The organism is Sphingobium sp. AP49, from assembly GCF_000281715.2.
Taxonomy (GTDB): domain Bacteria; phylum Pseudomonadota; class Alphaproteobacteria; order Sphingomonadales; family Sphingomonadaceae; genus Sphingobium.
Genome location: NZ_CP124576.1, coordinates 898,921 through 922,884, shown reverse-complemented (window position 1 = coordinate 922,884; position 23,964 = coordinate 898,921). Strand labels below are relative to the sequence as shown.

At 66.2% G+C, this 23,964-nt stretch carries 20 protein-coding genes; 10 read left to right on the top strand and 10 right to left on the bottom strand.

Translation table 11 applies throughout. The features are described from left to right. Positions 1-117: 117 nt before the first annotated feature. The 3 genes from astD to PMI04_RS04505 all read right to left on the bottom strand — a co-directional run bounded on the left by astD (position 118) and on the right by PMI04_RS04505 (position 5,032). On the bottom strand, positions 118-1,530 hold the full coding sequence (astD, locus tag PMI04_RS04515; protein WP_007711600.1) for a succinylglutamate-semialdehyde dehydrogenase: 1,413 nt from the start codon (positions 1,528-1,530) through the stop codon (positions 118-120). A 120-nt stretch (positions 1,531-1,650) separates the two neighbouring features. After that, positions 1,651-2,742: a tyrosine-protein phosphatase gene (locus PMI04_RS04510; RefSeq protein WP_007711599.1), complete on the bottom strand. Its 1,092-nt coding sequence runs from the start codon at positions 2,740-2,742 to the stop codon at positions 1,651-1,653. A 22-nt stretch (positions 2,743-2,764) separates the two neighbouring features. Further along, entirely contained in the window at positions 2,765-5,032 is a 2,268-nt protein-coding gene (locus PMI04_RS04505) for a TonB-dependent receptor (RefSeq protein ID WP_007711598.1), read from the bottom strand. Between the two features lie 226 nt (positions 5,033-5,258). On the opposite strand from PMI04_RS04505, the gene PMI04_RS04500 reads away from it, so the two are divergent. Next, the gene (locus PMI04_RS04500) at positions 5,259-6,467 is read left to right on the top strand and encodes a TetR/AcrR family transcriptional regulator (protein WP_238535943.1); all 1,209 of its coding nucleotides are present in this window, start codon (positions 5,259-5,261) and stop codon (positions 6,465-6,467) included. Here PMI04_RS04500 and PMI04_RS04495 read toward each other — a convergent pair. The 3 genes from PMI04_RS04495 to PMI04_RS04485 are packed head-to-tail and all read right to left on the bottom strand — an operon-like array spanning position 6,449 to position 8,912. Next, complete coding sequence (locus PMI04_RS04495; RefSeq protein ID WP_007711595.1) at positions 6,449-7,288, bottom strand: SDR family oxidoreductase; 840 nt, start codon at positions 7,286-7,288, stop codon at positions 6,449-6,451. The genes PMI04_RS04500 and PMI04_RS04495 overlap by 19 nt on opposite strands. Positions 7,289-7,293: 5 nt before the next feature. Continuing rightward, positions 7,294-8,574 (bottom strand): cytochrome P450, encoded by a 1,281-nt coding sequence (locus PMI04_RS04490; protein WP_007711594.1) that lies wholly within the window; start codon positions 8,572-8,574, stop codon positions 7,294-7,296. Positions 8,575-8,588: 14 nt separating this feature from the next. Next, positions 8,589-8,912, bottom strand: coding sequence for a 2Fe-2S iron-sulfur cluster-binding protein (locus PMI04_RS04485; RefSeq protein WP_238535942.1), 324 nt, complete (start codon positions 8,910-8,912; stop codon positions 8,589-8,591). Between the two features lie 181 nt (positions 8,913-9,093). On the opposite strand from PMI04_RS04485, the gene PMI04_RS04480 reads away from it, so the two are divergent. From PMI04_RS04480 to PMI04_RS04445, 8 genes are all read left to right on the top strand, one after another. Continuing rightward, positions 9,094-10,371, top strand: coding sequence for an amidohydrolase family protein (locus PMI04_RS04480; RefSeq protein WP_162832696.1), 1,278 nt, complete (start codon positions 9,094-9,096; stop codon positions 10,369-10,371). Further along, complete coding sequence (locus PMI04_RS04475; RefSeq protein WP_007711588.1) at positions 10,368-11,777, top strand: aromatic ring-hydroxylating dioxygenase subunit alpha; 1,410 nt, start codon at positions 10,368-10,370, stop codon at positions 11,775-11,777. Before PMI04_RS04480 ends, PMI04_RS04475 begins: the two co-directional genes overlap by 4 nt. 9 nt (positions 11,778-11,786) lie before the next feature. Then, complete coding sequence (locus PMI04_RS04470) at positions 11,787-13,592, top strand: hydantoinase B/oxoprolinase family protein (RefSeq protein WP_007711586.1); 1,806 nt, start codon at positions 11,787-11,789, stop codon at positions 13,590-13,592. Next, positions 13,589-15,676: a hydantoinase/oxoprolinase family protein gene (locus PMI04_RS04465; RefSeq protein ID WP_007711585.1), complete on the top strand. Its 2,088-nt coding sequence runs from the start codon at positions 13,589-13,591 to the stop codon at positions 15,674-15,676. Before PMI04_RS04470 ends, PMI04_RS04465 begins: the two co-directional genes overlap by 4 nt. Then, entirely contained in the window at positions 15,673-16,785 is a 1,113-nt protein-coding gene (locus tag PMI04_RS04460) for a CoA transferase (RefSeq protein ID WP_007711583.1), read from the top strand. The genes PMI04_RS04465 and PMI04_RS04460 overlap by 4 nt, the downstream gene beginning before the upstream one ends. Then, positions 16,782-17,981, top strand: a complete 1,200-nt coding sequence (locus PMI04_RS04455; protein ID WP_007711581.1) for a CaiB/BaiF CoA-transferase family protein — start codon at positions 16,782-16,784, stop codon at positions 17,979-17,981. Before PMI04_RS04460 ends, PMI04_RS04455 begins: the two co-directional genes overlap by 4 nt. A gap of 68 nt (positions 17,982-18,049) precedes the next feature. Continuing rightward, the gene (locus PMI04_RS04450) at positions 18,050-18,910 is read left to right on the top strand and encodes a methyltransferase domain-containing protein (RefSeq protein WP_007711579.1); all 861 of its coding nucleotides are present in this window, start codon (positions 18,050-18,052) and stop codon (positions 18,908-18,910) included. A gap of 32 nt (positions 18,911-18,942) precedes the next feature. Continuing rightward, entirely contained in the window at positions 18,943-19,797 is an 855-nt protein-coding gene (locus PMI04_RS04445) for a Rossmann-like and DUF2520 domain-containing protein (protein ID WP_007711574.1), read from the top strand. On the opposite strand, the gene PMI04_RS04440 is transcribed toward PMI04_RS04445, so the two are convergent. The 3 genes from PMI04_RS04440 to PMI04_RS04430 are packed head-to-tail and all read right to left on the bottom strand — an operon-like array spanning position 19,787 to position 22,730. Then, positions 19,787-20,551, bottom strand: a complete 765-nt coding sequence (locus tag PMI04_RS04440; RefSeq protein ID WP_007711573.1) for an SDR family oxidoreductase — start codon at positions 20,549-20,551, stop codon at positions 19,787-19,789. The genes PMI04_RS04445 and PMI04_RS04440 overlap by 11 nt on opposite strands. Then, on the bottom strand, positions 20,548-22,266 hold the full coding sequence (locus PMI04_RS04435) for an FAD-dependent oxidoreductase (RefSeq protein WP_007711567.1): 1,719 nt from the start codon (positions 22,264-22,266) through the stop codon (positions 20,548-20,550). The genes PMI04_RS04440 and PMI04_RS04435 overlap by 4 nt, the downstream gene beginning before the upstream one ends. Next, a complete protein-coding gene (locus PMI04_RS04430) occupies positions 22,266-22,730 on the bottom strand; it encodes a VOC family protein (protein WP_007711560.1) in 465 nt (154 codons plus the stop codon). Before PMI04_RS04430 ends, PMI04_RS04435 begins: the two co-directional genes overlap by 1 nt. A gap of 153 nt (positions 22,731-22,883) precedes the next feature. Between PMI04_RS04430 and PMI04_RS04425 the strand changes: the two genes are divergently transcribed. Continuing rightward, positions 22,884-23,198, top strand: coding sequence for a non-heme iron oxygenase ferredoxin subunit (locus PMI04_RS04425; protein ID WP_007711559.1), 315 nt, complete (start codon positions 22,884-22,886; stop codon positions 23,196-23,198). A gap of 55 nt (positions 23,199-23,253) precedes the next feature. Here PMI04_RS04425 and PMI04_RS04420 read toward each other — a convergent pair whose 3' ends face one another. Beyond that, a complete protein-coding gene (locus PMI04_RS04420; protein ID WP_007711558.1) occupies positions 23,254-23,886 on the bottom strand; it encodes a hypothetical protein in 633 nt (210 codons plus the stop codon). Between the last annotated feature and the right edge of the window lie 78 nt (positions 23,887-23,964).

The window sequence follows — 23,964 nt, the reverse complement described above, 5'->3', positions numbered from 1 at the left end:
GGGAATTTATTAAATTAATTTGTTTTGTCAATTAGGGATGCGGGCGATCGAAAGCGAACGGCGCATCGCCGATGCGCCTTCACCCTGTCAGCTTCGCTGTCATGTTCGTTGCGGTGATTAGCCAGCCAAGCCCTTGATATCGGCGGTCAGATCCAGCACCGCGCTCGCCTCGAAACTGGCGACAGGATAGGCGCAGTAATCGGCGGCATAATAGGCGCTGGGTCGGTGGTTGCCCGACGCGCCCAGCCCGCCGAACGGCATCGCGCCGCTGGCGCCAGTGGTCGGCCGGTTGCGGTTGACCACACCCGCCCGGCTTTCCAGCAGGAACCGCTCCCACAGCGCATCGTCGGCGGAAACAAGCCCTGCCGCCAGGCCATAGCGGGTCGCATTGGCCGCCGCGATCGCGGCGTCGAAATCGGCGACGCGGACCACTTGCAGCAGCGGCGCGAAAATCTCCTCGTCGGGGGCATCCACGCCGGTCATGTCGATCATGCCCGGCGTCAGGAAGGCACCGCCCAGGCCCGCCGGCTGCTCCAGCGGCAACAGGTCGACGCCACCCAGCGCGAGCAGCGCGGCATGGCGCGCCCTGGCATGGGCCGCCGCCTGCGCCGAGATCAGCGCGCCCATATAGGGTTCGGGCTGACTGTCCCAGGCGCCGATCGTCAGTCGCCGGGCCAGCGCCACGGTCGCGTCCAGGATGGCGTCGCCCGCCGCGCCCTGCGGCAGAATCAGCCGGCGCGCGCAGGAACAGCGCTGGCCCGCGGTGATGAAGGCCGACTGGACGATGATCGAGGCGACCGCCTGCGCATCGCCATCCCAGGCGACCAGCGGATTGTTTCCGCCCAGTTCCAGCGCCAGGATCACCCCCGGCCGGTCGGCCATCACGCGCGAGAAATGCGCGCCCGCCGCCGCCGATCCGGTGAACAGCAGGCCGTCGATATCCTGTGCGATCAGCGCCGCACCAGTATCCCGCCCGCCCTGCAACAGAGTGAAGACGCCATCCGGCAGGCCCGCGTCGCGAAACGCCTGCGCCATCAATTCGCCGACCAGCGGGGTGAGTTCGGACGGCTTGAACAGCACGACATCGCCCGCCAGCAGGGCCGGCACGATATGGCCGTTGGGCAGGTGACCGGGAAAATTATAGGGGCCGAGCACCGCCATCACGCCATGCGGCTTGTGCCGCAGCACGGCCCGGCCGAACGGGGTCGCCTGCTCGCGCGATCCGGCGCGTTCGGCCTGGGCGGCGATGGAGATGTCGACCTTTCCGATCATCGAGGCGATTTCCGTCTTCGCCTCCCACAGCGGCTTGCCGGTCTCGCGCGCGATCGCATTGGCAAAGGCATCGCTGCGGTCCGACAGCAGCGCCTTGTAGCGCCGCACATGACCCTCGCGTTCGGATTGCGGCAGCGCGGCCCAGGCCGGAAAGGCAGTGCGGGCGCGCGTCACTGCCGCCGCGCAGGTCGCGGCATCGGCCGCCTCCCCTTCCCACAGGAGCGTGTCGCTGGCCGGGTCGATCGAACGGAAAATCATATGGCCTCCAGAAAGCGGGTCAAGGATAGCGCACCCTTTTCCAGCCTCCTAGCGCCATGCGGGCGCGACGGGATAATGAATCCCGCCGCGCCCTTCATGCTGATCCGGAATAAGCGGTGCTTATTCCAGATAGGTGGTGCGCAGCGCCGCGATGTCCACCGGCGTCAGGCCGATTTCCTGGGCCAGATAGGCATCCACCGAACCCCATTTCTGGTCGATCGCGGCAAAGGCATAGGTCAGGAACGGGGTGCCGTCGGGCAGCACCAGCGGATTGGCCTTGGCCATCGCCCCGCCCTTCTGCATCTGCGCGAACATGCCGGCGATCGGGCTGCTCTGCGCGACGGCATCGCTCATCGGCGGCACTTCATATTGCGGGCGGCGCGAGGGCGTCGACAACACATAGTCGCGATAGATGACGTCGCGCGGCACGCCCAGCGCCGACAGGATCATCGCGCTGGCAAAGCCGGTGCGGTCCTGCCCGGCCGAGCAGTTGTAGAGCAGCGGCCCGTCCTTCGACAGCAGGCGGGCGAAGAGGATGCGCAGTTGCGGCTTCAACTGGGTCGGCAGGCTGCGATAGGTGCCGGCATAAGCTTCGACCTGCTTGGCCGGGTCCATATTCTTGGGGTCGAACTTCATGCCCTGCATCATCGCGGCCATCGAATAGCCGACCGCATTATAGGGGATGCCGTCCAGCTTCGTCGGGGCGAACAGCCGCTCCTCGTCCGACCGCAGGTCGACCAGATTGGCGACGCCCAGCGCCTTCACCTCGGCCACGTCGGCCGGCGTCAGCATGGCCTGCCCGCCCGAACGATAGATCTGGCCCCAGCGGACATGCTTGCCGCCCGCCGCGGGGTAGCCGCCAAGGTCACGGAAGTTGGAGGATTGCTCCATCACCAGCACCCGTTCGGCCACGCGGGTGACTGCGCCGCTCTTGCTGTCGCGCAGCAGGAAATAGGGTCGGGTGCCCGGCGCCACCTGCACCTCCTGCACGCCATCCTTGTCCCTGGCCGACACCAGCGTCGCGCTGGCGATCGGTGCATCGGCGCGATCGGCCTGCAGCACGTCGACCGCATCGGCATCGCTCCAGCGGATCGCAATCCGGTCGGGCGCCACGCGCTCGGCAACCGGATCGGCGATGGTGCCGGCAAGGGCTGCGGCCGGCATCATCAGGGGCAGCGCCGCGAGTGCGGCGCGCGTCATCATCTTGCGCATATTCTTTTCTCTCTCCCTGATTTTAGAAGCGGACCGTGGCTTCCAGGCCATAGGTGCGCGGTTCGTTATAAATGCCCAGCATCAGCGATTGCGCCGTGCCGGTCTGGAAGAAGGTGTGCTGTTCGTTGAACAGGTTGCGCGACCAGGCCGAGACCTGGAGCTTCGCGTCGCCCTTGAGCGCAATGTCGGCCAGAGACAGGCGCCCGTTCACCAGGAAGGACGAGTCGGTCAGCAGCGGATCATTCGACTGGGCATGATAGCCGTCACCGCCATTGGCATCGACATGCGCGCGCAGCGTCGCCCAGTTGAGCGGCAGGCTATAGTCGATCGCACCGCTGAAGGCATTCTTGGGCGTGTAGACCAGGAAGACATTTTCCAGCGCGTTATTCTTGAACGGGTTGGCCGCCTGATCGAGATCGCCTTTGGTATAGGCATAGCTGGCGGTCAGGGTCAGGCCCTCGACCGGCATGATCGTCAGGTCCGCCTCGATCCCCTTGATCGTGCCGTTGCCGGTGGCGTTGACGGTCTCGATCGTGGTGCGGGTCGGGCCGCCCGGCACTGCCGACAGCACGGCGTTGAAGTCGATCTGCTGGTCCTTGTAGATCGTCTTGTAGGCGGCCAGATTCAGGCGGACATGCTTGTCGAAAAATTCGCCCTTGAAGCCGATTTCAGCGGTTTCGACCTCCTCGGGATCATAGGAGCGATAGGTGATCGAGCGCGAATTGGCGCCGCCGGCGCGATAGGCGGTGCCCCATTTGGCATAGACATGAATGTCGTCGCTCGCATCGAAGGCGGCGGTGACGGTCGGGTCGACCCGGCTGTTGGAAATGTCGAAGGCATAGGGCGTGTCGACGCCGTTGACCTTGAACAGGTCGCCGCTCTTCTTGTCATGGGTGTAGCGCGCGCCGCCGGTCAGGTGAAACGCATCGTTCAGGATCGCCGGGGTCCAGGTCGCCTGGCCGTACAAAGCAAAGCTGTCCGCCTTGGCGTCGCTGGCACGATCGGGATAGGGCGACACCTGGCCCGCTTCCAGCGTCGGCAGGCGGGTCGGTGCAGCGCTGGCGGTCGCGCCCCACTGCATCGTGTAGGGCGCCCAGGCCCAGTCCTCGCCCTTTTCATGATAATAATAGGCGCCCGCGACGAAATCGATGCGCGAGGTCGAACCGACCAACTGCACTTCCTGGCTGAACTGGTTCTGGTCGAGGCCCGCCAGGCTGTAGCGCGCGAATTTGGCGAAGGGCGCGAAGGCGCCCTGATGCGCGCCGCCATTGTCATACTGGCTCTGGCTCAGCTCGCGATAGGAGGTGATGGAGCGCAGATTGATGCCGTCGGCAACCTGCCAGTCCATATGCAGCGCATGGCCATGGGTCTTGCCGATGCTCTTCTGTTCGGGAACGCCGACATCGGCGGTCTTTGCACGGCCGGTGCCGACGTCGACCATGTCGGCAAAGGGCAGCAGCGGGTTCTTGGCCAGCACCTGCATATAATAAGGCGTGCTGGCGTCGTAGGAGGTGTCGAAATCATATTGGGCGGAAAAGCTGCTGCTCGGTTCCCACAGGATCGCGCCGTGCATGCCGCGCTGGTCGAGCTGGTTATAATCCTCCTCGCCCGCCATCGGATTGTCGAGCGTGCCGCCCCGCTTGGTCACCAGCGCGTCCAGCTTGACGCTGAAATTGGCGAAGCTGGGCAGGTCGAGATGGGTTTCGACCTTGTAGCCATCATAGTTCATCACGCCCATGGTCTGGGTCAGGTGGAACTCACCGCTCGGCTTCTTGCTGACGATGCTGAGCGCGCCGCCGGTCGAGTTGCGGCCGAACAAGGTGCCCTGCGGCCCCTTGAGCACTTCGATCCGCTCGACGTCGAGCAACGCGGTGCCCAGCCCCTGCGAACGGCCGAGATAGACCCCGTCGATATAGATGCCGACGCCCGAATCACGGCTGGGCTGGTTGGCGTCAAACGGCACGATGCCGCGGATACCCACGGTCAGCGCCGAATTGCGCGAGGCAAAGGGCGCGATCCGCAGCGAAGGCACGGCACCATCGGCCAGATCCTTCAGGCTGACAACGCTGCGCGCCTTGAGGTCGTCGCTGCCCAGCACGGAGATAGAGATCGGCGTCTTCTGCAGATTGGTTTCCTTCTTCTGCGCGGTGACGACGATCGCGCCAAGGCCCGCATCGCCTTCGTCACCCGGCGCTTCCTCCGCATGGGCCTGGGCCGTGAAGCCAACGCCGATCAGCATGGCACCAGCAAGAATGAGCGCGCGACGGCGCAGGACGGACGAACGGTTCATGATGCTTATCCCCCGAATGATGTTGAATTCGGAGGCGCATCTAGAACGACTGTATGCAGTCGCAGTTACATATGTATCTCAGTTTAGTGACAGCCGCAGCGCGTATATTACCGTTGCAAGACTCTTGAAACGGCCGAACAGCCACTTTGCCGACCACCCATATTATGGCATAAAGGTCACCATGGCGACGGCTAGCAACTTGGAAAAAACACCGGAAACCGGTGCGATGCAACGACTTGTCCAGGCGGTCCTGGACATATGGGAATGCGAAGGTGCCAGCGGCGCATCCGCGCGCGCGATCAGCCGCCTTGCCCAGACTCCGGTCTCGGGCATTTATCACCACTTCGGATCTCTGGAACAATTGTTTCTATCCGCCCATGAACAGGCGCAACGCGATTCGGAACGTTGGTGCGCAGCCCGGCTGGCGGAACTGGACGGCGTCCTGCCGCTTTCGCGTGATGCCTTCCCCACATTGCTCGCGGCGCTGATCGACCAATGGTGCGAGACAGAGCGCCGACTGGCCTTCGCCTGGCGCGAGTGCCAACTGATCGCCGCGCGCGAACTTCACTATGCGCCAGTCTGCGATCGCTGGGCGGCCATGTGGCGCGCCTTTTGGGAAGAGGTCTGCACCCGCTGCGGCCATCCGGGCCGCGGCGCCCATACCGCCTATCTGTTCGACGGCGAAGCCTCGCTGCACCTCATGCGCTGGCGCCGCCCGGTCGATCGGGCCGGACTGGAGGAAATGTGTGCGGGCTGGAATGACTGGCTGTGCGGTCGCCCGGTGCGCGACAGCGACTGGCGCCGATTCGCCCGCGAGCAAGCCGACCTCGCCTTGCCGGAGCCGACCATCACCAGCGGCACGATGGAACAGATTGCCGACGCCGCTGCCGATGTGCTGGCACTGGACGGCATGGCCGCACTCACCCACCGCGCCGTCGCCGCCCGTGCCGGCCTGACCCTGGGCGTCGTTTCCTATAATTTCCGGTCAAGCGCGGAACTGGTCCGCGCCGCGTTCGAGATGATCTATCGCAAGGTGGTGGCATCGGGCGGCTGGACGCCTCCCCCCGAGGCTGCGATCATGACGGATGAAGAACTGTTCGCCCGCTATAGCAATCCTCCACCGCGCAACGACCGAATCCTGCCCGCGCTCGATGAATTGATGCTGGCCGCCGCACGCGATGCCGATCTCAGGGACTTTGCCCCCCAGCTGCGCTATCGACGCGGCCGCACCAGTGGCGGGTTGCTCCGCGCGATCCTGGGGCGTGACATTTCTCCCCTTGAAGCAGCGCTCTTTTCCGGCTTCGTCTCAGGCCACCGCAAAACCTGTTTCAGCATGACAGCAGGCGAAGCAGCACAGGCAGGCGCGCGCGCCATGCTCGACCTGCGAACCATGCTCGGCACGACTGCGGCCTCAACTCAGGCCAAGAGCGCCTGAGCCCGCGCGGCCAATATATCCTCCAGATGGTTGACCGGGTCGCCGGCGACCACTCCGCCTTCGACCGGCATGGCGATGCCGGTGATCTGCCGCGCCCGGTCGCTCGCCAGGAACAGTGCCGCCTGCGCCACATCGTCGGGCACGCCGCGCCGCTTCAAGGGCTGGTTGGACAGATAGACCGCATCGATCGCGGCATCGACCCGCGCCGCCGCATCGGCCGCCGCGCCCTGCGCGCTGAAGGCGGACAGGCTGGTACGGATATGGCCGGGCACCAGGCAATTCACGCGAATGCCATATTGGGCAAGATCGATCGCCACCGACTTGGAGAATTGGATCAGCCCCGCCTTGGACGCGCGATAGCTCATCATCGCCTGTCCCGCCAGGACGCCGGCGATCGAGGCATTGTTGAGGATGACCCCGCCGCCATGATCCTTCATGTGGCGCGCCGCCGCTTGCGTCCCCAGCATCGGGCCAAGCAGGTTGACGCCCATAACCCGGTCGAAATCGGCCAGGCTGTCGTCGAGGAATTGCGGGAAGGGCGCGCAGCTGATCCCGGCATTGTTGAACAATATATGCAGCCCGCCAAAGGCATCGACCGCGCGCGCGACCATCGCCTGCACCTGCGCCCGGTCGGCGACATCGACCGCCAGGAACAGGGCCGACGCGCCCAGCGACGATGCCAGCGCGGCGCCCGCCGCCATATCGCGATCGGCGATCACCACTTTCGCCCCTTCGGCCACGAACAATTCCACCGTGGCCCGGCCGATGCCGCCCGCGCCGCCGGTGACGATGGCGACCTTGCCCGCCAGTTCCCCTGCCATGCGCCTCAGCCCCGCCGCGTGAAGCGGATCGGCAGCCGCTCGATCGACTGGGTCGCGACCGTCGGCAGATAGCGGATATCCTCCGGCGCGATCGCCAGTTCGATATCGCCGATCCGCCGGACAATCTCCCGCGCGGCGACCTTGATCTCCATCCGCGCGAGCGCGAGGCCAATGCAGCGATGCACCCCGCCGCCGAACGACAGATGCCGCCCGATATTGGGCCGGTCGAGATCGAAGCGGCGCGGATCGGGGAACATATCCTCCTGATCATTGGCCGAGGCGTACATCAGCAGCAGATGCGCGCCGGCGGGCAGCGTCTTGCCGCCCAGTTCGACTTCGCGCGTGGTCATGCGGGAGAGGCCGCGCACCGGCGGCTCGATCCGCAGCAATTCCTCGACAAAGCGGTTCATCAGCCGGTCGTCGTCGACCGATGCCTGCAGCAGGGTCGCGATTTCCGGTCGGGTCGCGAGGATGTAGAAAAGATTGCCGAGCGCGGTCGCCGTCGTCTCATTGCCGGCGATCAGCAGCGCGCGGATCAGCGACACCGCCTCAGCGAAGGTCAGCGCTTGGCCCTCGGTATCGCGGGCATGGACCAGATCGGAAATCATGTCCTCGCGCGGGTCGGCCTCGCGCTCGCGCATCTTGGCGATCAGATAATGTTGCAGGTCGCAAATCTCGCGCGCATGGCCCAGCATCTGATCGCGATCCTGCATCCGGCCGATCTGCGCCGTCACCGCGATCGACCAGCGCGCGATGCGGTCCTTCATGGCCCAGTCGAGGCCCAGTTGCTCGCAGATGATCCGCACCGTCAGCGGCACGGCGAAATCCTGCACCGCATCCGCCTCCCCCCGATCGGCGACGCTGTCGATCAGGTCGGTCACGACCTTGGTGATCCGCGGTTCCAGTCCCTTGACGCGATGGGCGCTGAACGCCTTTTCCATCAGCTTGCGGATGCGGGTGTGATAGGGCGGGTCGGACATGATCGCGTCGGTAAAATAGCCGCCGCCCTCGCGCTCCAATATCGCCTGGAACTCCGCCTGGAACCCCTTGGCCTGCTGGCTGTGATAGCCCTTGTTGACCGAATAGGTGATCGGGTCCTGCTGGATCGTCGCAATATCCTCGTAGCGCGACACCAGATACATGCCCAATTTCTCGTCCCAATGGACCGGGTCATGCGACCGCATCGCCGCATAATAAGCGCGCGGCCGGGCGGAGATGATCGGATCGGTCATCGATGCGCTGTCGAGCAGGTCGCGCTCGTGCGACGCCATGGCGCTGTCGGTCATTGTCGCCTCTCCGCTCATTGCTGTGCCACCACGACGCGCAGGCCGTCGAGCATCGTCGACAGGCGGATCTGACAGGCAAGGCGGCTGCTGTCGGTCGCCACGTCCGACACCATGTCGAGCATCGCAAATTCAATATCGTCGGGCGTGCCGGTGCGATCGGTCCAGGCCGGATCGACATGGACGAGGCAGGTCGCGCAGGAACAGGCGCCGCCGCAGTCGGCCGCGATCCCGTCGACCCCGTTCGCCTTGGCCAGTTCCATCAACGACAGGTCGCCCTCGCCCGTCACGCACCGTTCCACGCCATTCACGTCCACAAAGGTGACCTGCACCATCGACATTGCTCTCCTTTTGCCCGGCAGGATGGCGGACGGGGGCCGGGGCGGAAAGGCATGGCGCCGCGCAGTGGCTTGACTGGCGCGGCAGGCCGGGCGGCGGCGAGAGGAAACGCCAAGTGCGCGTGCAGTCATTGGGCGGCGGACGGGCGCGGCCTAGTCTGGCGGACAGAAGAGGATGCCATCCGTGCCGACCACGCTTATCGCCAACGCCACCATCTGGGACGCCACCGGTGCGCCGGGCTTTGTCGGCGACCTGCGGGTGGAAGGAAACCGCATCGCCGCCATCGGTCATGATGCCGCGCGCAGCGATGTCGACCAGATCATCGACGGCACCGGTAAGACGCTGATGCCAGGCCTGACCGAAGGTCACGCCCATATCTCCTTCGGCGACGCCGCCTCGACCGAGGATCTGATCGCCCCCTCGCCCGAAGCGCACACGCTCATCACCGCGCGCATGGCCCGGCTCCTGATCGATCAGGGGTTCACCAGCTGCTATGGCGCATCGGCGGCCAAGCTGAAGCTGGACGTGGCGGTGCGCGACGCGGTCGACGCCGGCCATATCCCCGGCCCCCGCATCCGCGCCGGATCGACCGAGATCACCGTCACCGGCGGCATGGGCGACGAGAGCAGGCTGCACAATCCGCGCATCGGCATTTCCTGTGTCGTCGACGGGCCGGAGGAGATGCGCCGCGCGGTGCGGCTCGCGATCCGCGAGGGCTGCGACAATATCAAGCTCGATGTCTCGGGCGACCCCTTCTATCCCGGCAGCCCGGCCCATGTGACGCCGATGGCGTTCGAGGAAGTGCAGATGGCGGTCGACACCGCCCATGCCTTCGGCCGCAAGGTGAACGCCCATAGCCGGTCGATCGAAGGCAGCAAATATTGCGTCCGCGCCGGGGTCGATGGCCTGTTCCATGTCGAATATGCCGACAGCGAATTGCTCGACATGCTGGAGGAAGCGAAGGATCGGATCGTCATCGCGCCCTCGATCGGGCTGTTCCATGCGATGATCCATCATGGCGAACCCTGGATCAGCCGCGCCGCCTGCGACGCGATGGGCATCCCCGCGCTGATCGAAGCATCGGTCGAGACCCATAGCGCGTTGCGCAAGCGCGGCATTCGCCATCTGATCGGCGGCGATTATGGCCTGGCCTGGAACCCGCAGGGTACCAATGCCCGCGATATCCGGCTGCTGATCGACTATTATGGCTATGACGCCGCCGGCGCGCTGACCTGTGCCACCCGCAACGGGGGACAGGCGATGCGCGACCAGGGCGATCTGGGCACGCTGGTCCCCGGTGCGCTGGCTGACATGCTGCTGGTGGACGGCGATCCGCTGGCCGACGTCACCATCCTCGAAGACAAGAACCGGCTGGCCATGGTGATGAAGGACGGCGCGATCCACAGCATCGCGCCCGGCCTGATCGACACTGCCACCCCCGACCAACGGAGAGTTGCATGAATATGGAAAGCGGCCCGATGGCGGCGGGCGATGCCCGCTGCCCGGCGATCAGCACGCAGGATATCATTGCCCGCGACAAGGTTGCCGCGCCCGGCTGGGTCCGCAGCGAATCCTATGCGTTTCTGGGTAGCGAGGACGTATCGACCGACCGCTACATCGACCCCGATTTTGCCCGGCGCGAGATGGAAAGCCTGTGGACCCGCACCTGGCAATTCGCCTGCCGCGAGGAGCATATACCGGAAATCGGCGACTATCAGGTCTATGAGATCGGCCGCCACAGCTTCATCATCACCCGCGTCGCGGCGGACGATATCCGCGCCTATTACAACGCCTGCCTGCATCGCGGCACCAAGCTGCGGGCATCAGGCTCAGCGGGCTATGCCAGCGAGTTCAAATGCAGCTTCCATGGCTGGAGCTGGAACGTGGATGGGTCCAGCAAGAGCATCACCTGCCCCTGGGACTTCCCCCATGTCGATCCGGCGAACAACGCCCTGCCCCAGGCTCGTGTCCAGACGCTGGGCGGCTTCATATGGATCAACATGGACCCGGACGCGCCCAGTTTGGAAGACTATCTGGGTGCCGAGGCGCTGGCCCATATAAAGGCGTGGAAGCTGGAGGACCGCTATATCCACCTCCATGTCCAGAAGAGCTTTCCGGCCAATTGGAAGCTGACAATCGAGGCCTTCATGGAAGCCTATCATGTGATCGAAACCCATCCGCAGGTCGCCCCGTCCAACGCCGACGCGAACAGCCAATATGATGTCTATGGCGACCATGTGAACCGCTTCATCTCCTGCCTGGGTGTCGCCTCGCCGCATCTGGAGGGGTGCTTTTCGGAGCAGGATATTCTCGACCAGTTCACGCTCGGCGACGCGTCCGTGCTGAGCGAGGACCGCCCGCAGGTGGGCGACGGCACCGCGCGGCAGGCGATGGCCGACCTGTTCCGCACCATGTTCGGCGCGGCCACCGGCAGCGACCTGAGCGCTACATCCGACAGCGAGATGCTCGACTGCTTCTCCTACACCCTCTTTCCCAACACCTATCTCTTCCCCGGCGTGTCGCTGCCGATGGTCTATCGCTTCCGCCCGGACCCCGGGGATCATCGCCGCTGCATCTATGAGGTCTTCTTCCTGCGCCCGGTACCCAGCGATGGCCCGCGCCCCGAACCGGCCGAGCCGATCCTGCTGACCGACGAACAAAGCTTCTGCGAGGCGCCGGGCATGGATGCGGGCTTCGGCAAGATTCTCGACCAGGATACCGACAATCTGTTCCTGCAGCAGGAAGGCATAGAGGCGAGCGCCAAGCGCGGCCTGACGCTGGGCAATTATCAGGAAATCCGCATCCGCCATTTCGAGCAGGCGGTCGACCGCTATGTCGCCATGCCGCCGCTGCGGCCCGGACGCTGAGGCAGGCCCATGTCCTTTGCCCTCAACGCCCAACTGGCCGCCAAGCGCCCCCCCCTGCCGACCGCGACGGTGATCGATCCGGTCACCGCCAGCATCATTCGCGGCGCACTGGAAACCGTCTGCTACGAGGCGACGACCCATCTCGGCCGCGCCGCCTCCTCCCCCATCATCAATCAGTCGAACGAGCGCAATGCGGCGATCGTCGATGCCCATGGGCGGCTGGCCATGGGGTCGATCGGCACGCCGCATCTGACCTTCGTGTCACAACTCACCGTCCGTTATGGTCTGATGCAGCAGCAAGATTATGACTGGGGGCCGGGCGATGTCTTCGTCGGCAACGACCCCGATTATGGCGGCGGCCACCTGCCCGACTATAATGTCTATGCGCCGGTCTATGACGCGGCGGGCGAGCTGGTGCTGGTGCAGGCGCTGCAGGCGCATCAGGGCGATACCGGCGGCAAGGATCCGGGCGGCTTCACCCTCGACGCCACCGACATCTTCACCGAGGGCCTCGCCATTCCCTGCCTGAAGCTGGTCCATCGCGGCGAAAAGCGCCGCGACGCCATCCACCTGCTCGAACGCAACAACCGCTTCCCCAGCTTCGCCGGCGATCTCGCCGCGATGATCGGCGCGGTCGAGAAGGCGACCGCCTCGATCCGCGCGATCCTCGACAAATGGGGGGCCGACATGGTGCGGGCGGCGGTCAATCATGCGATCGACCAGTCGGAACGGCAGATGCGCGCCACCGTCTCCGTCTGGCGCGACGGCCGCTATGACGCGACCGTCCATATCGACCATGACACGATGGGGACCAAGGATATCCGCGTCCAAGTGGGTTGCACCGTCGCCGGCGACCAGTTGACCGTCGACCTCAGCGGCACCGACGATCGGCAGGATCTGGTCGGGGTGTGGAACACCTTTGCCAATTCGCGCGGCTATATCATGACGCAGATCGCCGCCAGCATCGACCCCGACATCGTCAAGAATGAAGGGCTGTTCAACGCGGTCGAGATCATCCTGCCCGAAGGCTGCATCGCTCATCCCGCGCCCAACCGTCCGGCCGCGCTCGGCTCCTTCCACCCCGCCTGCGAAATTACCGAGGCGGTGTGCGTCGCGCTGTCGCAGGTCGCGCCCGACCGGTCCGCACCGCAAGTCTACAAGATCGGCATGCCCAATGCCGTGATCGGCTTCGATCCGGGCGGCCAAATGTGGATGGACCAGGGCGTCGATTGCCGGTCGATGGACGTATCCGCCGTGCAGGGCATAGACGGCTGGGGCAGTTGCCCGGTCTCGCTCGGCAATCTGCTGCTGTCGCAGGCGGAGGATGGCGAGGCGCGCTTCCCCGTCATCAACATCAGCCGCGAACTGGTCACCGACAGCGGCGGCGCGGGCCAGTGGCGCGGCATGCCGGGCAGCCGCAATGTGAAGCAGATATTGGAACCGGCGCTGGCGATGGCGTGGATGGTCAGCCATGATCATCCGATCAGCGGCCTGGCCGGTGGTGCCGACGGCACCCCCTATCTCAATCATTTTCAGGTCGGGACGCCCGATGAATATCGGGTCGAACTGACGGCGCGGGCGCAACTGCCGGCCGGCGCGGTCATTGCCTATCAGCATGGCGGCGGCGCCGGTTTCGGCCCGGCGCTGCGCCGCGATCCGCAGGCGGTGTGCGAGGATGTGCTGGACGAACTGGTGAGCATCGCCGCCGCCCGCGACCTTTATGGCGTGGCGCTGACCGGCAGTCTGGAAGATTACAGCCTGGCGGTCGATCCTGCCGCCACGGCAGCACTGCGCGGGGAGCGGATCGCGGCATGAGCTATCGCGTCGGCATCGACATTGGCGGCACCTTCACCGATTTCGCGCTGTTGAAAGAGGGGGTGAAAGACGGACAGGTCATCCTGCACAAGAATCTCAGCACCCCGCACGACCGCTCGATCGGCGTGATGGAGGGGCTGGAGACGCTGGCCGGCAAGGAGGGACTGTCGCTGGGCGATTTCCTCCAGCGCTGCGAGGCGATCGTCCACGGCACCACGGTCGCGGACAATATATTGATCGAGATGGACGGCGCCATCACCGGCCTCATCACCACCCAGGGCTTCCGCGACGAGATGGAATATCGGCGCGGCTACAAGGAAAGCATCTGGGACGTGCGGCTGGAGCCGCCGATTCCGATCGTGCCGCGCCGCCGCCGCCTGACCGTGCCCGAACGGGTGCTGGCCGATGGCAGCGTACATGAGGCACTGGACGAAGAGGCGGTGCGTGAGGCCTGCGCCAGGCTGCGCAAACAGGGCGTCGAATCGGTCGCGATCGGCCTGATCTTCGCCCATGTGAACGGCGATCATGAGGATCGGGTGGCACAGATCGTGGCGGAGGAAATGCCCGGCATCCCCGTCTCGCTCGGCCACCGCATCCTGTCGCGCGCGCCGGAATATGACCGGATCAGCACGACGGTGGTGAACGCCTATGTCGCGCCGCGCGTGAATGCCTATCTCGAACGGCTGGTCAGCCGTCTGGCGCAGGCCGGCTATGCCCGGCAGTTGATGGTGATGCAGGCATCCGGCGGCGTCATGACCCGCGCCTATATCGAAGCCGCGCCGATCCGCCTGCTCGCTTCCGGTCCCGCCGGCGGCGTCATTGCATCGGCGCGCACCGGCGGCGCCAAGGGCTATCGCAACCTGCTATGCGTCGACATGGGTGGCACCAGCTATGACATGTCGGTGGTGCGAGACGGCGCCGCCCCGGCCGAAGCGGGATGGAACATGCATCATCGCTATCTGGTCGGCGTGCCGATGGTGCAGGTGGCAACGCTGGGCGCGGGTGGCGGATCAATCTGCCATGTCGACAAGGGGGAGCTGAAGGTCGGCCCTGCCTCCGCCGGCGCGGCGCCGGGACCGATCTGCTATGGCCGGGGCGGGCTGCGGCCGACCGTCACCGACGCGCTGCTGATGCTCGGCATTCTTTCCACCGGCGAGGGTTTTGCCGGCGGCAGCTTCCGCCTGCGCGACGAGGGCGTGGCAGAGGCGTTCGCGGCATTGGGCGCGGAGCTGGGCTATGACGCGCAGCAGGCGGCGTTCGATTGCTGGCGGCTGGTCAATGCCAATATGACCCAGGCGGTGCGGCGCACCACGGCGGCCAAGGGCATGGACCCGGCCGACATGGTGATGCTGGCCTATGGCGGCAACGGCCCGGCCTTCGCCGCGATCCAGGCGCAGGATCTGGGGATCGACCAGGTGCTGGTGCCCCGCGCTTCCCCCACTTTCTCCGCGCTCGGCACGCTGGTCGCCCATCCGGCGATCGACGAGGAACGCTCCTGCAGCGCGCGCGCCGATGCGCTCGACCTCGACCGGCTGCGCAGCCTGTGGGCCGATCTGGCCGCCGATGCCGGGGCGCATTTTGCCGAAGCGGGCTTTGCCGCCGATGCGGTGCAGGCGCGCTGGCGCGTGGCGATGCGCTATGCCGGGCAGAATTGGGCGCTGACCTTCGACCTGCATGAAGGCCGTGGCCTCGATGATCAGGGCTTCGTCGACGAAACGCTGTCGGCCCGCGCCATCTCTGCCTTCAATGCCCGGCACCTGGCCGAATATGGCCATGTCCGCGACGGCGAAGTGCCGGAAATTACCGGCGTGCGCCTGACCGCCCAGGTGGAAACGCCGATGCCACCCGCAGGCGGCGGCTTCACCGCGCCGGTCGTGCACCCCGCCGCCCATGGCCATCGCCGCGCCAATCTGGGCCACGGCTTTGCCGATATCGCGATCCACAAGGGACCGGACCTGATCCCCGGCGCCCGCGTCACCGGACCGGCGATCATCGAGGAGGTGTTCACCACCATCGCCGTCTATCCCGGCTGGCAGGCACGGGTCGATGATGTCGGCGACTATCTGCTGGTGCGCCAGACATGACGGCGCTGGCCGGGCTGGTCATCGTCGAGACGGCGCAGCGGGTGGCGGGCGAATTTGCCGCCCGCCTTCTCGCCGATTTCGGCGCGGAGGTCATCAAGATCGAGTCGCCCGGCGGCGCCCCGACCCGCGCCATGGGGCCGTTTCATGACGGGCAAAGCACCCTGTTCCGCTATCTCAACAGTAACAAGAAATCGGTGCTGCTCGATCTGGCGGCGCCTGGCGATCGCGCCCTGCTCGACCGTCTGCTGGCGCGCACCGATGCGCTGATCGACGATCATGCGCCGGACTGGGCGGCGCAGCACGGACTGGCGCTGGGCAGCCAGCCCGCGATCGTCCATTGCGCCATCACCCCCTTTGGCCAGGACGCCTCGCCCCATTGGCAGGTCGCGCGCCCGATCAACGTCATGAATGCCGGCGGCTGGGCCTGGCATACGCCCAGTGAAAGCGCGCCCGACCGACCACCGCTCATGGGCGCTGGCCGCTTCATGAGCGATTATGAGGCGGGGCTGGAGGCCGCGCTGTGCACTGCGGCCTCGCTGCTACGCAAGCGGCGCACCGGTACCGGACAGGCGATCGACATCAGCGAAGTCGCGGTTCAGCTGTCGCGCGCCGACTGCGTGCTGGGGCGGATGCTGGCGGGCGATGCGGAGCCGGGGCCGGAGCGCACCCGCTATGACATGGGCGGGCCGGGCGCCGCCTTCGCCTGCGCCGATGGTCATGTCTATCTGCTGATGACGACGCGCGCGCACTGGCGCGGGCTGTGTGCGCTGATGGGCGATCCCGAATGGGCCATCGCCTTCCCCGAGGACTGGCTGGAATATCATTGCACGCCTGACCGGGTCGCCGATTTCCGCCGCCATTTCCGCGCCTGGATCGCGACCCAGGCCAAGGATGTCGTGGCGCAGGCGGCACAGCAGGCGGGCGTCCCGCTGGTGCAGGTCAACAGCGCCGCCGACCTGATCGACCATGCCCAGTATCGGCATCGCGGCTTCTTCCGGTCGCTGGGCGGTGCGCTGCATCCCACCGTGCCCTATCGCATGAGCGCCTCGCCGGTGCGGCTGCACAGCCCGGCTCCTGCGGCGGGCGCCGATCAGGCGATGCTGGCATGAGCCGGGGCGGACCGCTCGCCGGCGTCCGTGTGCTGGAGATCGCCAAGGTCTGGGCCGGCCCCTATGCCGGCAAGCTGCTCGCCTTCCTCGGCGCGGAGGTGATCAAGGTGGAAAGCCGCGCCAATCTGGACGAGATGCGCGCCTATGGCGGCGTCGACATCGACAGCGCGCCCTATTTTCGCAGCATCAATCAGGAGGTGCTGAGCGTCCAGCTCGACATGAAGTCGGACGAGGGCATGGCCCATCTGCGCGCGATGATCGCCGCGTGCGATGTGCTGATCGACAATCTGCGGCCCGGCGCGATGGAGCGATCGGGACTTGGCTATGAGGATGTCCGTGCGATCCGCCCCGACATCATCCAGCTCTCGATCAAAATGTATGGCAGTGACGGGCCGCTCGGCTACCAGACCGGCTATGCCCCCTGTTTCGCGGCGCTGGGCGGGCTGAATGCACTGGTCGGCCATGCCGACGAGACGCCGGCGGGGATGAGTATCCGCTATGGCGATTCGACCGTCGGCGCCGCCGCCGCACTGGCGATCGTCGCTGCGCTCCATCATCGCGAGACGAGCGGCGAGGGCCAGTTTATCGACCTGTCAGCGGTCGAGACGCTGTCGATGATGGTCGGCGACAGCCTGTTCGCCTATGGCCTGACCGGCGAGCTGCCGCAGGCAACGGGCAATGCCCATGCCGACATGGCGCCCCATGGCTGCTATCCGTGCGCCGAGGGGCAATGGATCAGTCTCGCCATCGCCGATGACCGGGAATGGCGCGCCTTCTGTACCATATCTGGTACGCAGGCGCTGGCCGCCGATCCCCGCTTCGCCCAGGCGTCCGACCGGCTTGCCAATCGGGACGCGCTCGACGCGGCCATTGCCCAATGCACTCCCGACTGGGATGCCGAGGCGATGGCGCAGGCGCTGCTTCTGGCGGGCGTGCCGGCCTTTCGCAGCCAGTCCTCGCTCGACCTGATCGGTAACGAGGCGCTCTGGGCATTGGGGGCCTATCGCATGGTCAGCGACGCCAAGGGCGAAGCCCGGCCGGTCATCGGGCCGGGCTGGCGCATGACACCGGACGAGGCCAGCATCACCCGTGGCGCACCTTTGCTCGGCGAGCATAACCATCTGGTCTATGGCGAGATATTGGGATTGAGTGACAGCGAAATTGACAAGCTGATCACCCGTCGCGTCATTTGGTAATCACCCGCTCTTGCATGTTCATCGCCAGCCATTAGAAATTTGCGAACGATTCGCAAAAAGGAAAGAAGATGGCGCAGCCCAATGTCTATCAGGTCTCGGACTGGAACGGATCGAGTGGCGAACGCTGGGTCATCCACCGCCAGCGGCTCGATGCGATGCTCGCGCCCTTTGGCGATGCGGCGATGGCAGCGGCGGCGGTCCGGCCGGGCGAGCGTGTGCTGGATATCGGATGCGGCGCGGGCACCAGCAGCATCGCCCTTGCCCGCCAGGTCGGCGCGACCGGTGAAGTACTGGGCCTCGACATTTCCGGGCCGCTGATCGCCCTGGCCCAATCGCAGCAGCCCGCCGACCTGCCGGTCCGCTACGCCCTGGCCGATGCCGGCAGCGCGGCGTTGAACACCCACGGATTCAACCTGCTCTTCTCCCGCTTTGGCGTGATGTTCTTCGATGATCCGGTGGCCAGCTTTGCCCATATGCGGCGCTGGCTGCGTCCGGGCGGGCGAATCGCCTTCGTCTGCTGGCGCGCGGCGGCGGACAATGACTGGGTGCGCCTGCCGATGGGCGCGATCCGCGACATCGTGCCGCCGCTGGCGCCGCCCGATCCCGAAGCGCCCGGCCCCTTCTCCTTCGGCGACGCCGCACGGGTGACACGCATATTGGGCGAAGCCGGCTTTGCCGAGATCGCCCTCGCCCCGGTCGATGGCGCCATTCCCTTCGGCCGGGGCGCCCATCGCGAGGCAGCGCTGGACGATGCGCTCGCCATGGCGTTCGAGGTCGGCCCGCTCTCCCGTGCGCTTACCGATCAGCCTGTAGAGGTGCGGGATCGCGCCGCTCAGGCGGTGCGCCAGGCATTCGCCACGCGACCGGGCGAGACGGCGATCCTGATCGACGGCGCTGCCTGGATCGTCACCGCCACCAATCCGGGCTAGAGTAGCCGCACCGGCCGGGATATAGGCGCGCCATGACCGAGCATCCCGCCTACCGCCAGATCGGCCTCATCGGCACCGGCCGGGTCGCGTGCGCGCTGGGGCTGGCGCTGACCCGACACAGCGCCGCGCCGGTCCTCGTGCAGGGTCGCAATCCGGATCATGCCGCTGCAGCGGTTGCCGCGATCGGCCGTGCGCAGGCCGTTACCCTGTCATCTTCGCTGTCATCCAATTGCGACCTGATCCTGCTGGCGGTGGCGGACGACGCCCTGCCTGCGGTGATCGCGGACCTGGCCACCACGCCCCTGTCCGCCACCATCTGCCATGTCAGCGGGCGCAGCGGCGCGGCGCTGCTTGACCCGCTGCGAGCGCAGGGCGCGACCACCGCCGCCGTCCATCCGGCGATGACCTTCACCGGCGATCCGGCGGCCGAAGTCGCCCGGATGCAGGGCGCCCGCTTCGCCATCACCGGGCCGGACTCTCCCGCACTGGCGGCAGCCCATAAACTGGTCGCGCTGCTGGGCGGCGTGGCGGTCGAGGTCGCGGAAACGCATCGCGCCCTCTATCATGCCGCGCTCTGCCATGCGGCCAATCATCTGGTGACGCTGATCGCCGGCGCCTCCGGCGCGCTGGTGGCAGCCGGTGTCACCGAACCCGGCGCGCTGCTGGCGCCGCTGGTCCACGCCGCACTCGACAACAGCCTGGATCGCGGGATCGACGCCCTGTCCGGCCCGTTGCTGCGCGGCGACCGGGAGACGATCGGCAATCATCTGACGGCGCTGACCGCGCACGCACCCGAACTGCTGCCGGTCTATCGCGCCATGGCCATCGCCACGCTGGACGCACTGGACCGGGACGAGGCCGCGCTGCGCGCCGATCTCAGCCGGTAAAACGGCTGTTGATCATCCGCGTGGTCGACCAGCCACCGTCCACCGCGATCACCTGGCCGTTGATATATTCGCCTTTGTCGGAGCAGAGGAAAGCTACGACATTGGCCACATCTTCGGGGAGACAGTCGCGGTAGAAGGGGGTCAGCCCCTGGTTGATCCGCTGGAAGGCGGGATAGTCCCAGGCGGCATCGGTCATCGGCGTGCGCACCACGGTCGGCGCGACGATGTTGGATCTTATGCCCTGTTCGCCATATTGCGCCGCCATCGTCTGGGTGAGGCCGGTCAGCCCCGCCTTCACCGCGCAATAGATGCCGCCGTCCATGCCGCCCATGATGCCAAAGGTCGACCCGATGGTGACGATCGCCGACCCCATGCCCATGTGGGGTAGGACAGCCCGGCACAGGCGAAAGGGCGCGCGCAGCGACAGGCCGATCACCTCGTCCAGCATCGCGTCGGTCGTTTCATGCACCGGCGCCCACACCCCGGCCCCGGCATTATTGACCAGATAGTCAACCCGGCCGAACCGCGCCAATGCCTCCGCCACGATCCTGTCCGGCGCATCTTCGTCGCCAATATCCGCCGCCACCCAGGCAAAGGTCGCTTCCTTGGGCAAGGCCGCTGCCAGCGCCGCCAGCTTGTCGCCGCTGCGCCCCGTGCCCAGCACCGCCACGCCATCGGCGCACAAGGCCCGCACGATCGCCTCGCCAATGCCGCCCGCCGCGCCGGTGACGATCGCGACCTTCTGTTCCGTCATGCCGTCATCCTCTGCTTGTCGTTCGCCCGCGCTGCAATGTCCTCGGCGGCGACAAAGCCGAAGGTCAGCGCCGGGCCGATCGTCGCGCCGGCGCCGGGATAGCAGTCGCCAAAGGGACTCGCGGCGCAATTGCCGGCTGCATAAAGATGCGGGATCGGCCGGCCGCCGCCATCCAGTACCCGCGCCTGTGCATCGCAGCGCAGCCCGCCCTTGGTGCCCAGATCGCCATTGTTGATCGGCACGGCATAGAAGGGGGCGGTGTCGATCGGCCCCAGATTGGGATTGGGGGTGACGACCGGATCGCCGAAGAAGCGATCATAGATATTGCCGCCCCGACCGAACTCGGGATCGACGCCGGTCCAGGCATAGCCGTTCATCATCTGCACGGTTTCGCTCAGGGCTTGCGGCGCGATGCCGATCTTGCGCGCCAGTTCCTCGATCGATCCGGCGCGAAAGACATAATGGTCCCACCAATGGCCCGGAATGCGATGGTCGGGCGTATGCACCGTGGGCATCAGCCCGCCGGCGCTGAACTTCGCCCGGAACTTGGCGTCGAAGATCAGCCAGCAGGGCATGTTGGCGCCGGTCTTCACCTGATCTTCCACCATGGCCTGACCGAACCGGTCATAGCCGGTCGCTTCATTGACGAAGCGCAGCCCCAGCCGGTTGACGCAGACGCTCCACGGCCGGCCGACATCAAAGGCGGCCTGGTGGATTTCGTGGAAATTGGCGGCGTCCGGCGCCGGCAGGGTCATGGTCGGTATCCACCAGCCCTGATCGGTATGGGCCACCGACGCGCCAATCGCCTCCGCCGCGATCAGTGCGTCGCCGCGATTGCCTTCCTCCGGGGTGGAACTGTGGCGAGCCAGCCCCGGCACCGGGTAGAAACGCTCGCGCAGCGCCTGATTCCATTCAAAGCCGCCGGAAGCCAGCACTACACCGTGGCGCGCTGCAATCTGTTGCACCTGCCCGAAGCGGCGAACGGTGACGCCCGACACGCTGCCATCGGTACCGAGCGTCAGCCCCTCCAGTGCCGTTTCCAGCCGCAGTTCGACACCGCGCGCGAAGACCTGATGATAGAGCGCGCCCATCAGCCCCGCGCCCTGGGTGAAGCGGCGATCGCGCGCCGACAAACGCCGCGTGCTTAGGTCCAGCCAGTATCGCGCGATCATCTTCGCCGCCGTCCAGCGCCAGCCGCGCTGCTGCATCATCAGGGCGAAGGTCTGGCCAAGGTCCATCGCGTAGCGCCGGAACAGCGTGAACCGGCCATATTGCGCCCGCATCAGCAGATAGCGTTCGTCGCCCAGTTGTCGTCCGTCGAAGGTCGGGCAGATGATGGACCGGTCCGCCCGCGCACCCGGTGCGTCGGGAAAATAATCGGGCCAGGCCGCCGCCATTACCGGCACGCCGCTATCCTTCAGGAAGCGCAGCATCTCTGGTGCGCGGTCGACATAGGCGGCCAGCCTGTCTTCATCCACCGGCACGCCGATGACGCTGCGCAAATAGCGCAACGCCTCGGCGGCGCTGTCGCCCTGGTCCCCGTCCAACCCATGGCCCGGCACCCACATCACCCCGCCCGAGGTCGCGGACGTGCCGCCAAATTGATGCGCCTTCTCCACGATCAGGACGGACAGGCCAAGGTCCGCGCCGCGCAAGGCCGCCATGGCACCCGCCGCGCCCGATCCCACGACGATGAGGTCGAAGCTTTCCATCATCAAAAACTCGGCACCGCTTCGAGATGCGATCCGGGTGGGAAGCAGAAATATTCGAGAAAATGCCCCAGATCCGCCCGCGCATCGAAATAGGCATAGGTGCCGCCCATCGTGTCCCAGGCGATCGGCATCGCCCAGCGCGCTTTGGCCGCCGCGACAGCCGCGTCGAAGGCCGCGCGATCGCCGAAATGCCGGCCCTGATGGTGGAAATGGGTACCATAGCCCTCCGCCGGCAGGCCCCATTGATAGACGCTGATATCGCCCGACAAGGGCTGGATGATCTCGAACTGCAGTTCATCCTTGGTCCCCAGCGCGAAATGGGCGACCGCCTGCCGATCCTGCCCGGTATCGAACAGCGCGTCGGGCATCTCCATATAATGGCCGATGCCGTGCAGTGCGGCGATCTCGTCCATCGCCCGGCGCCAGTCGGTGGTCACATAGGCATGTTGATAATAATCCTGGCGCACGCCCCCGTCTCTCCTGCGGCAACTCTCCTGCTCGCCACTATCGAAGGGGCGGCTGCGAACCGGAATGACCCGCGCGGCAGCGCCGCTTGCACCCGCGCGCGCATCGGCCCGGGCCGGATTGCAGGCCGGCACGCGCTATGGTGAGTGGAGGCCATGACGCTGATCACCTTCACCCCCGTCGCCCATGTCGATGATGTGCCGCCGGGCACCAGCAAGGTCGTGGATCTGGATGGCCAGAGCGTGCTGATCTGCCACAGCAATGGCCGGCTGTTCGCGATCGCCAATCGGTGTTCGCATGCCGACGAGCCGCTGGCCTGCGGTCGCATCCGCGCCGGCTGGATCGCCTGCCCGGTCCATGGCGCCCGTTTCGACCTGGAAACCGGCCGCGCCATGAACCCGCCGGCCAAGGCGCCGATCCGGGTCTATGAGGTACGGATTATCGGAGAGCAGATAGAGGTTGCCCGTTAGGCGCCTTCAGGGGCGCTGACGGATGTCAGCCCTCCCCCCTTTTCGCGTCACCGGGTCATCCGCCATGTCCGCTGCGGCAGCTCTCCGTTACCACGCTGCGGCCCAGCGAGGCGGTGGAGAAGATATCGGCCTCCGGCAATCTGTGGCTATAGGATAGGGCCGCACTGTTCAGCCGTTCGGTTTCGTCCTCCACATTATCCCGGATCGTCGCGGCGATAATCGCGCCATCGTCGAGCACATCATAGGTCCGGCGATTACCGTCATCCTCCACCGCGATGCGCGACACCGGGCCATAACGGCCTCCGGTTTCACGCCCCAGAAACTGCTTGGCCATGAGCTTGCGGTTGGCGTCCACGCCACAGGCAGCGGCGGCGAGTGAGGGCGAAGTCGATACCGCCCCGGTGCGCACATCCAGATGCTGGGCCTCCCCGGTGGCGCAATTGGCGATGATCCGGTCGCGCGGCGTTTCCACCCTGTGACGGTCACCCTGATGATATTCCGCCGCCCACTCCTTCACCTGCACATCCGCGCTCGGGGTCACGACATTCCAGGTACAGACAGCATATGTCGCCTTCGTCGTCCGCGTCAGCGCCAGCACGGCGTCAACCGTTTCGGGCGGGGCCGGGGCCGCCGCCATCAGCAGCAGTGCCAGGAAATATTTCCCATGACGTCCCGCCGGTCCCCGCATGCTTGCTGCCTCCTCGATCGATCGGAACCAAGCTAACGCCCCATCGCCGGCTGGCAATGGGCAATGAAAAAGGGCGGA

Excerpts from the sequence above, each read along its gene's own strand:
- astD (WP_007711600.1), bottom strand. The coding sequence starts at position 1,530 with ATGATTTTCCGTTCGATCGACCCGGCCAGCGACACGCTCCTGTGGGAA.
- PMI04_RS04510 (WP_007711599.1), bottom strand. The coding sequence starts at position 2,742 with ATGCGCAAGATGATGACGCGCGCCGCACTCGCGGCGCTGCCCCTGATG.
- PMI04_RS04505 (WP_007711598.1), bottom strand. The coding sequence starts at position 5,032 with ATGAACCGTTCGTCCGTCCTGCGCCGTCGCGCGCTCATTCTTGCTGGT.
- PMI04_RS04500 (WP_238535943.1), top strand. The coding sequence starts at position 5,259 with ATGCAACGACTTGTCCAGGCGGTCCTGGACATATGGGAATGCGAAGGT.
- PMI04_RS04495 (WP_007711595.1), bottom strand. The coding sequence starts at position 7,288 with ATGGCAGGGGAACTGGCGGGCAAGGTCGCCATCGTCACCGGCGGCGCG.
- PMI04_RS04490 (WP_007711594.1), bottom strand. The coding sequence starts at position 8,574 with ATGACCGACAGCGCCATGGCGTCGCACGAGCGCGACCTGCTCGACAGC.
- PMI04_RS04485 (WP_238535942.1), bottom strand. The coding sequence starts at position 8,912 with ATGTCGATGGTGCAGGTCACCTTTGTGGACGTGAATGGCGTGGAACGG.
- PMI04_RS04475 (WP_007711588.1), top strand. The coding sequence starts at position 10,368 with ATGAATATGGAAAGCGGCCCGATGGCGGCGGGCGATGCCCGCTGCCCG.
- PMI04_RS04470 (WP_007711586.1), top strand. The coding sequence starts at position 11,787 with ATGTCCTTTGCCCTCAACGCCCAACTGGCCGCCAAGCGCCCCCCCCTG.
- PMI04_RS04465 (WP_007711585.1), top strand. The coding sequence starts at position 13,589 with ATGAGCTATCGCGTCGGCATCGACATTGGCGGCACCTTCACCGATTTC.
- PMI04_RS04460 (WP_007711583.1), top strand. The coding sequence starts at position 15,673 with ATGACGGCGCTGGCCGGGCTGGTCATCGTCGAGACGGCGCAGCGGGTG.
- PMI04_RS04455 (WP_007711581.1), top strand. The coding sequence starts at position 16,782 with ATGAGCCGGGGCGGACCGCTCGCCGGCGTCCGTGTGCTGGAGATCGCC.
- PMI04_RS04450 (WP_007711579.1), top strand. The coding sequence starts at position 18,050 with ATGGCGCAGCCCAATGTCTATCAGGTCTCGGACTGGAACGGATCGAGT.
- PMI04_RS04445 (WP_007711574.1), top strand. The coding sequence starts at position 18,943 with ATGACCGAGCATCCCGCCTACCGCCAGATCGGCCTCATCGGCACCGGC.
- PMI04_RS04440 (WP_007711573.1), bottom strand. The coding sequence starts at position 20,551 with ATGACGGAACAGAAGGTCGCGATCGTCACCGGCGCGGCGGGCGGCATT.
- PMI04_RS04435 (WP_007711567.1), bottom strand. The coding sequence starts at position 22,266 with ATGATGGAAAGCTTCGACCTCATCGTCGTGGGATCGGGCGCGGCGGGT.
- PMI04_RS04425 (WP_007711559.1), top strand. The coding sequence starts at position 22,884 with ATGACGCTGATCACCTTCACCCCCGTCGCCCATGTCGATGATGTGCCG.
- PMI04_RS04420 (WP_007711558.1), bottom strand. The coding sequence starts at position 23,886 with ATGCGGGGACCGGCGGGACGTCATGGGAAATATTTCCTGGCACTGCTG.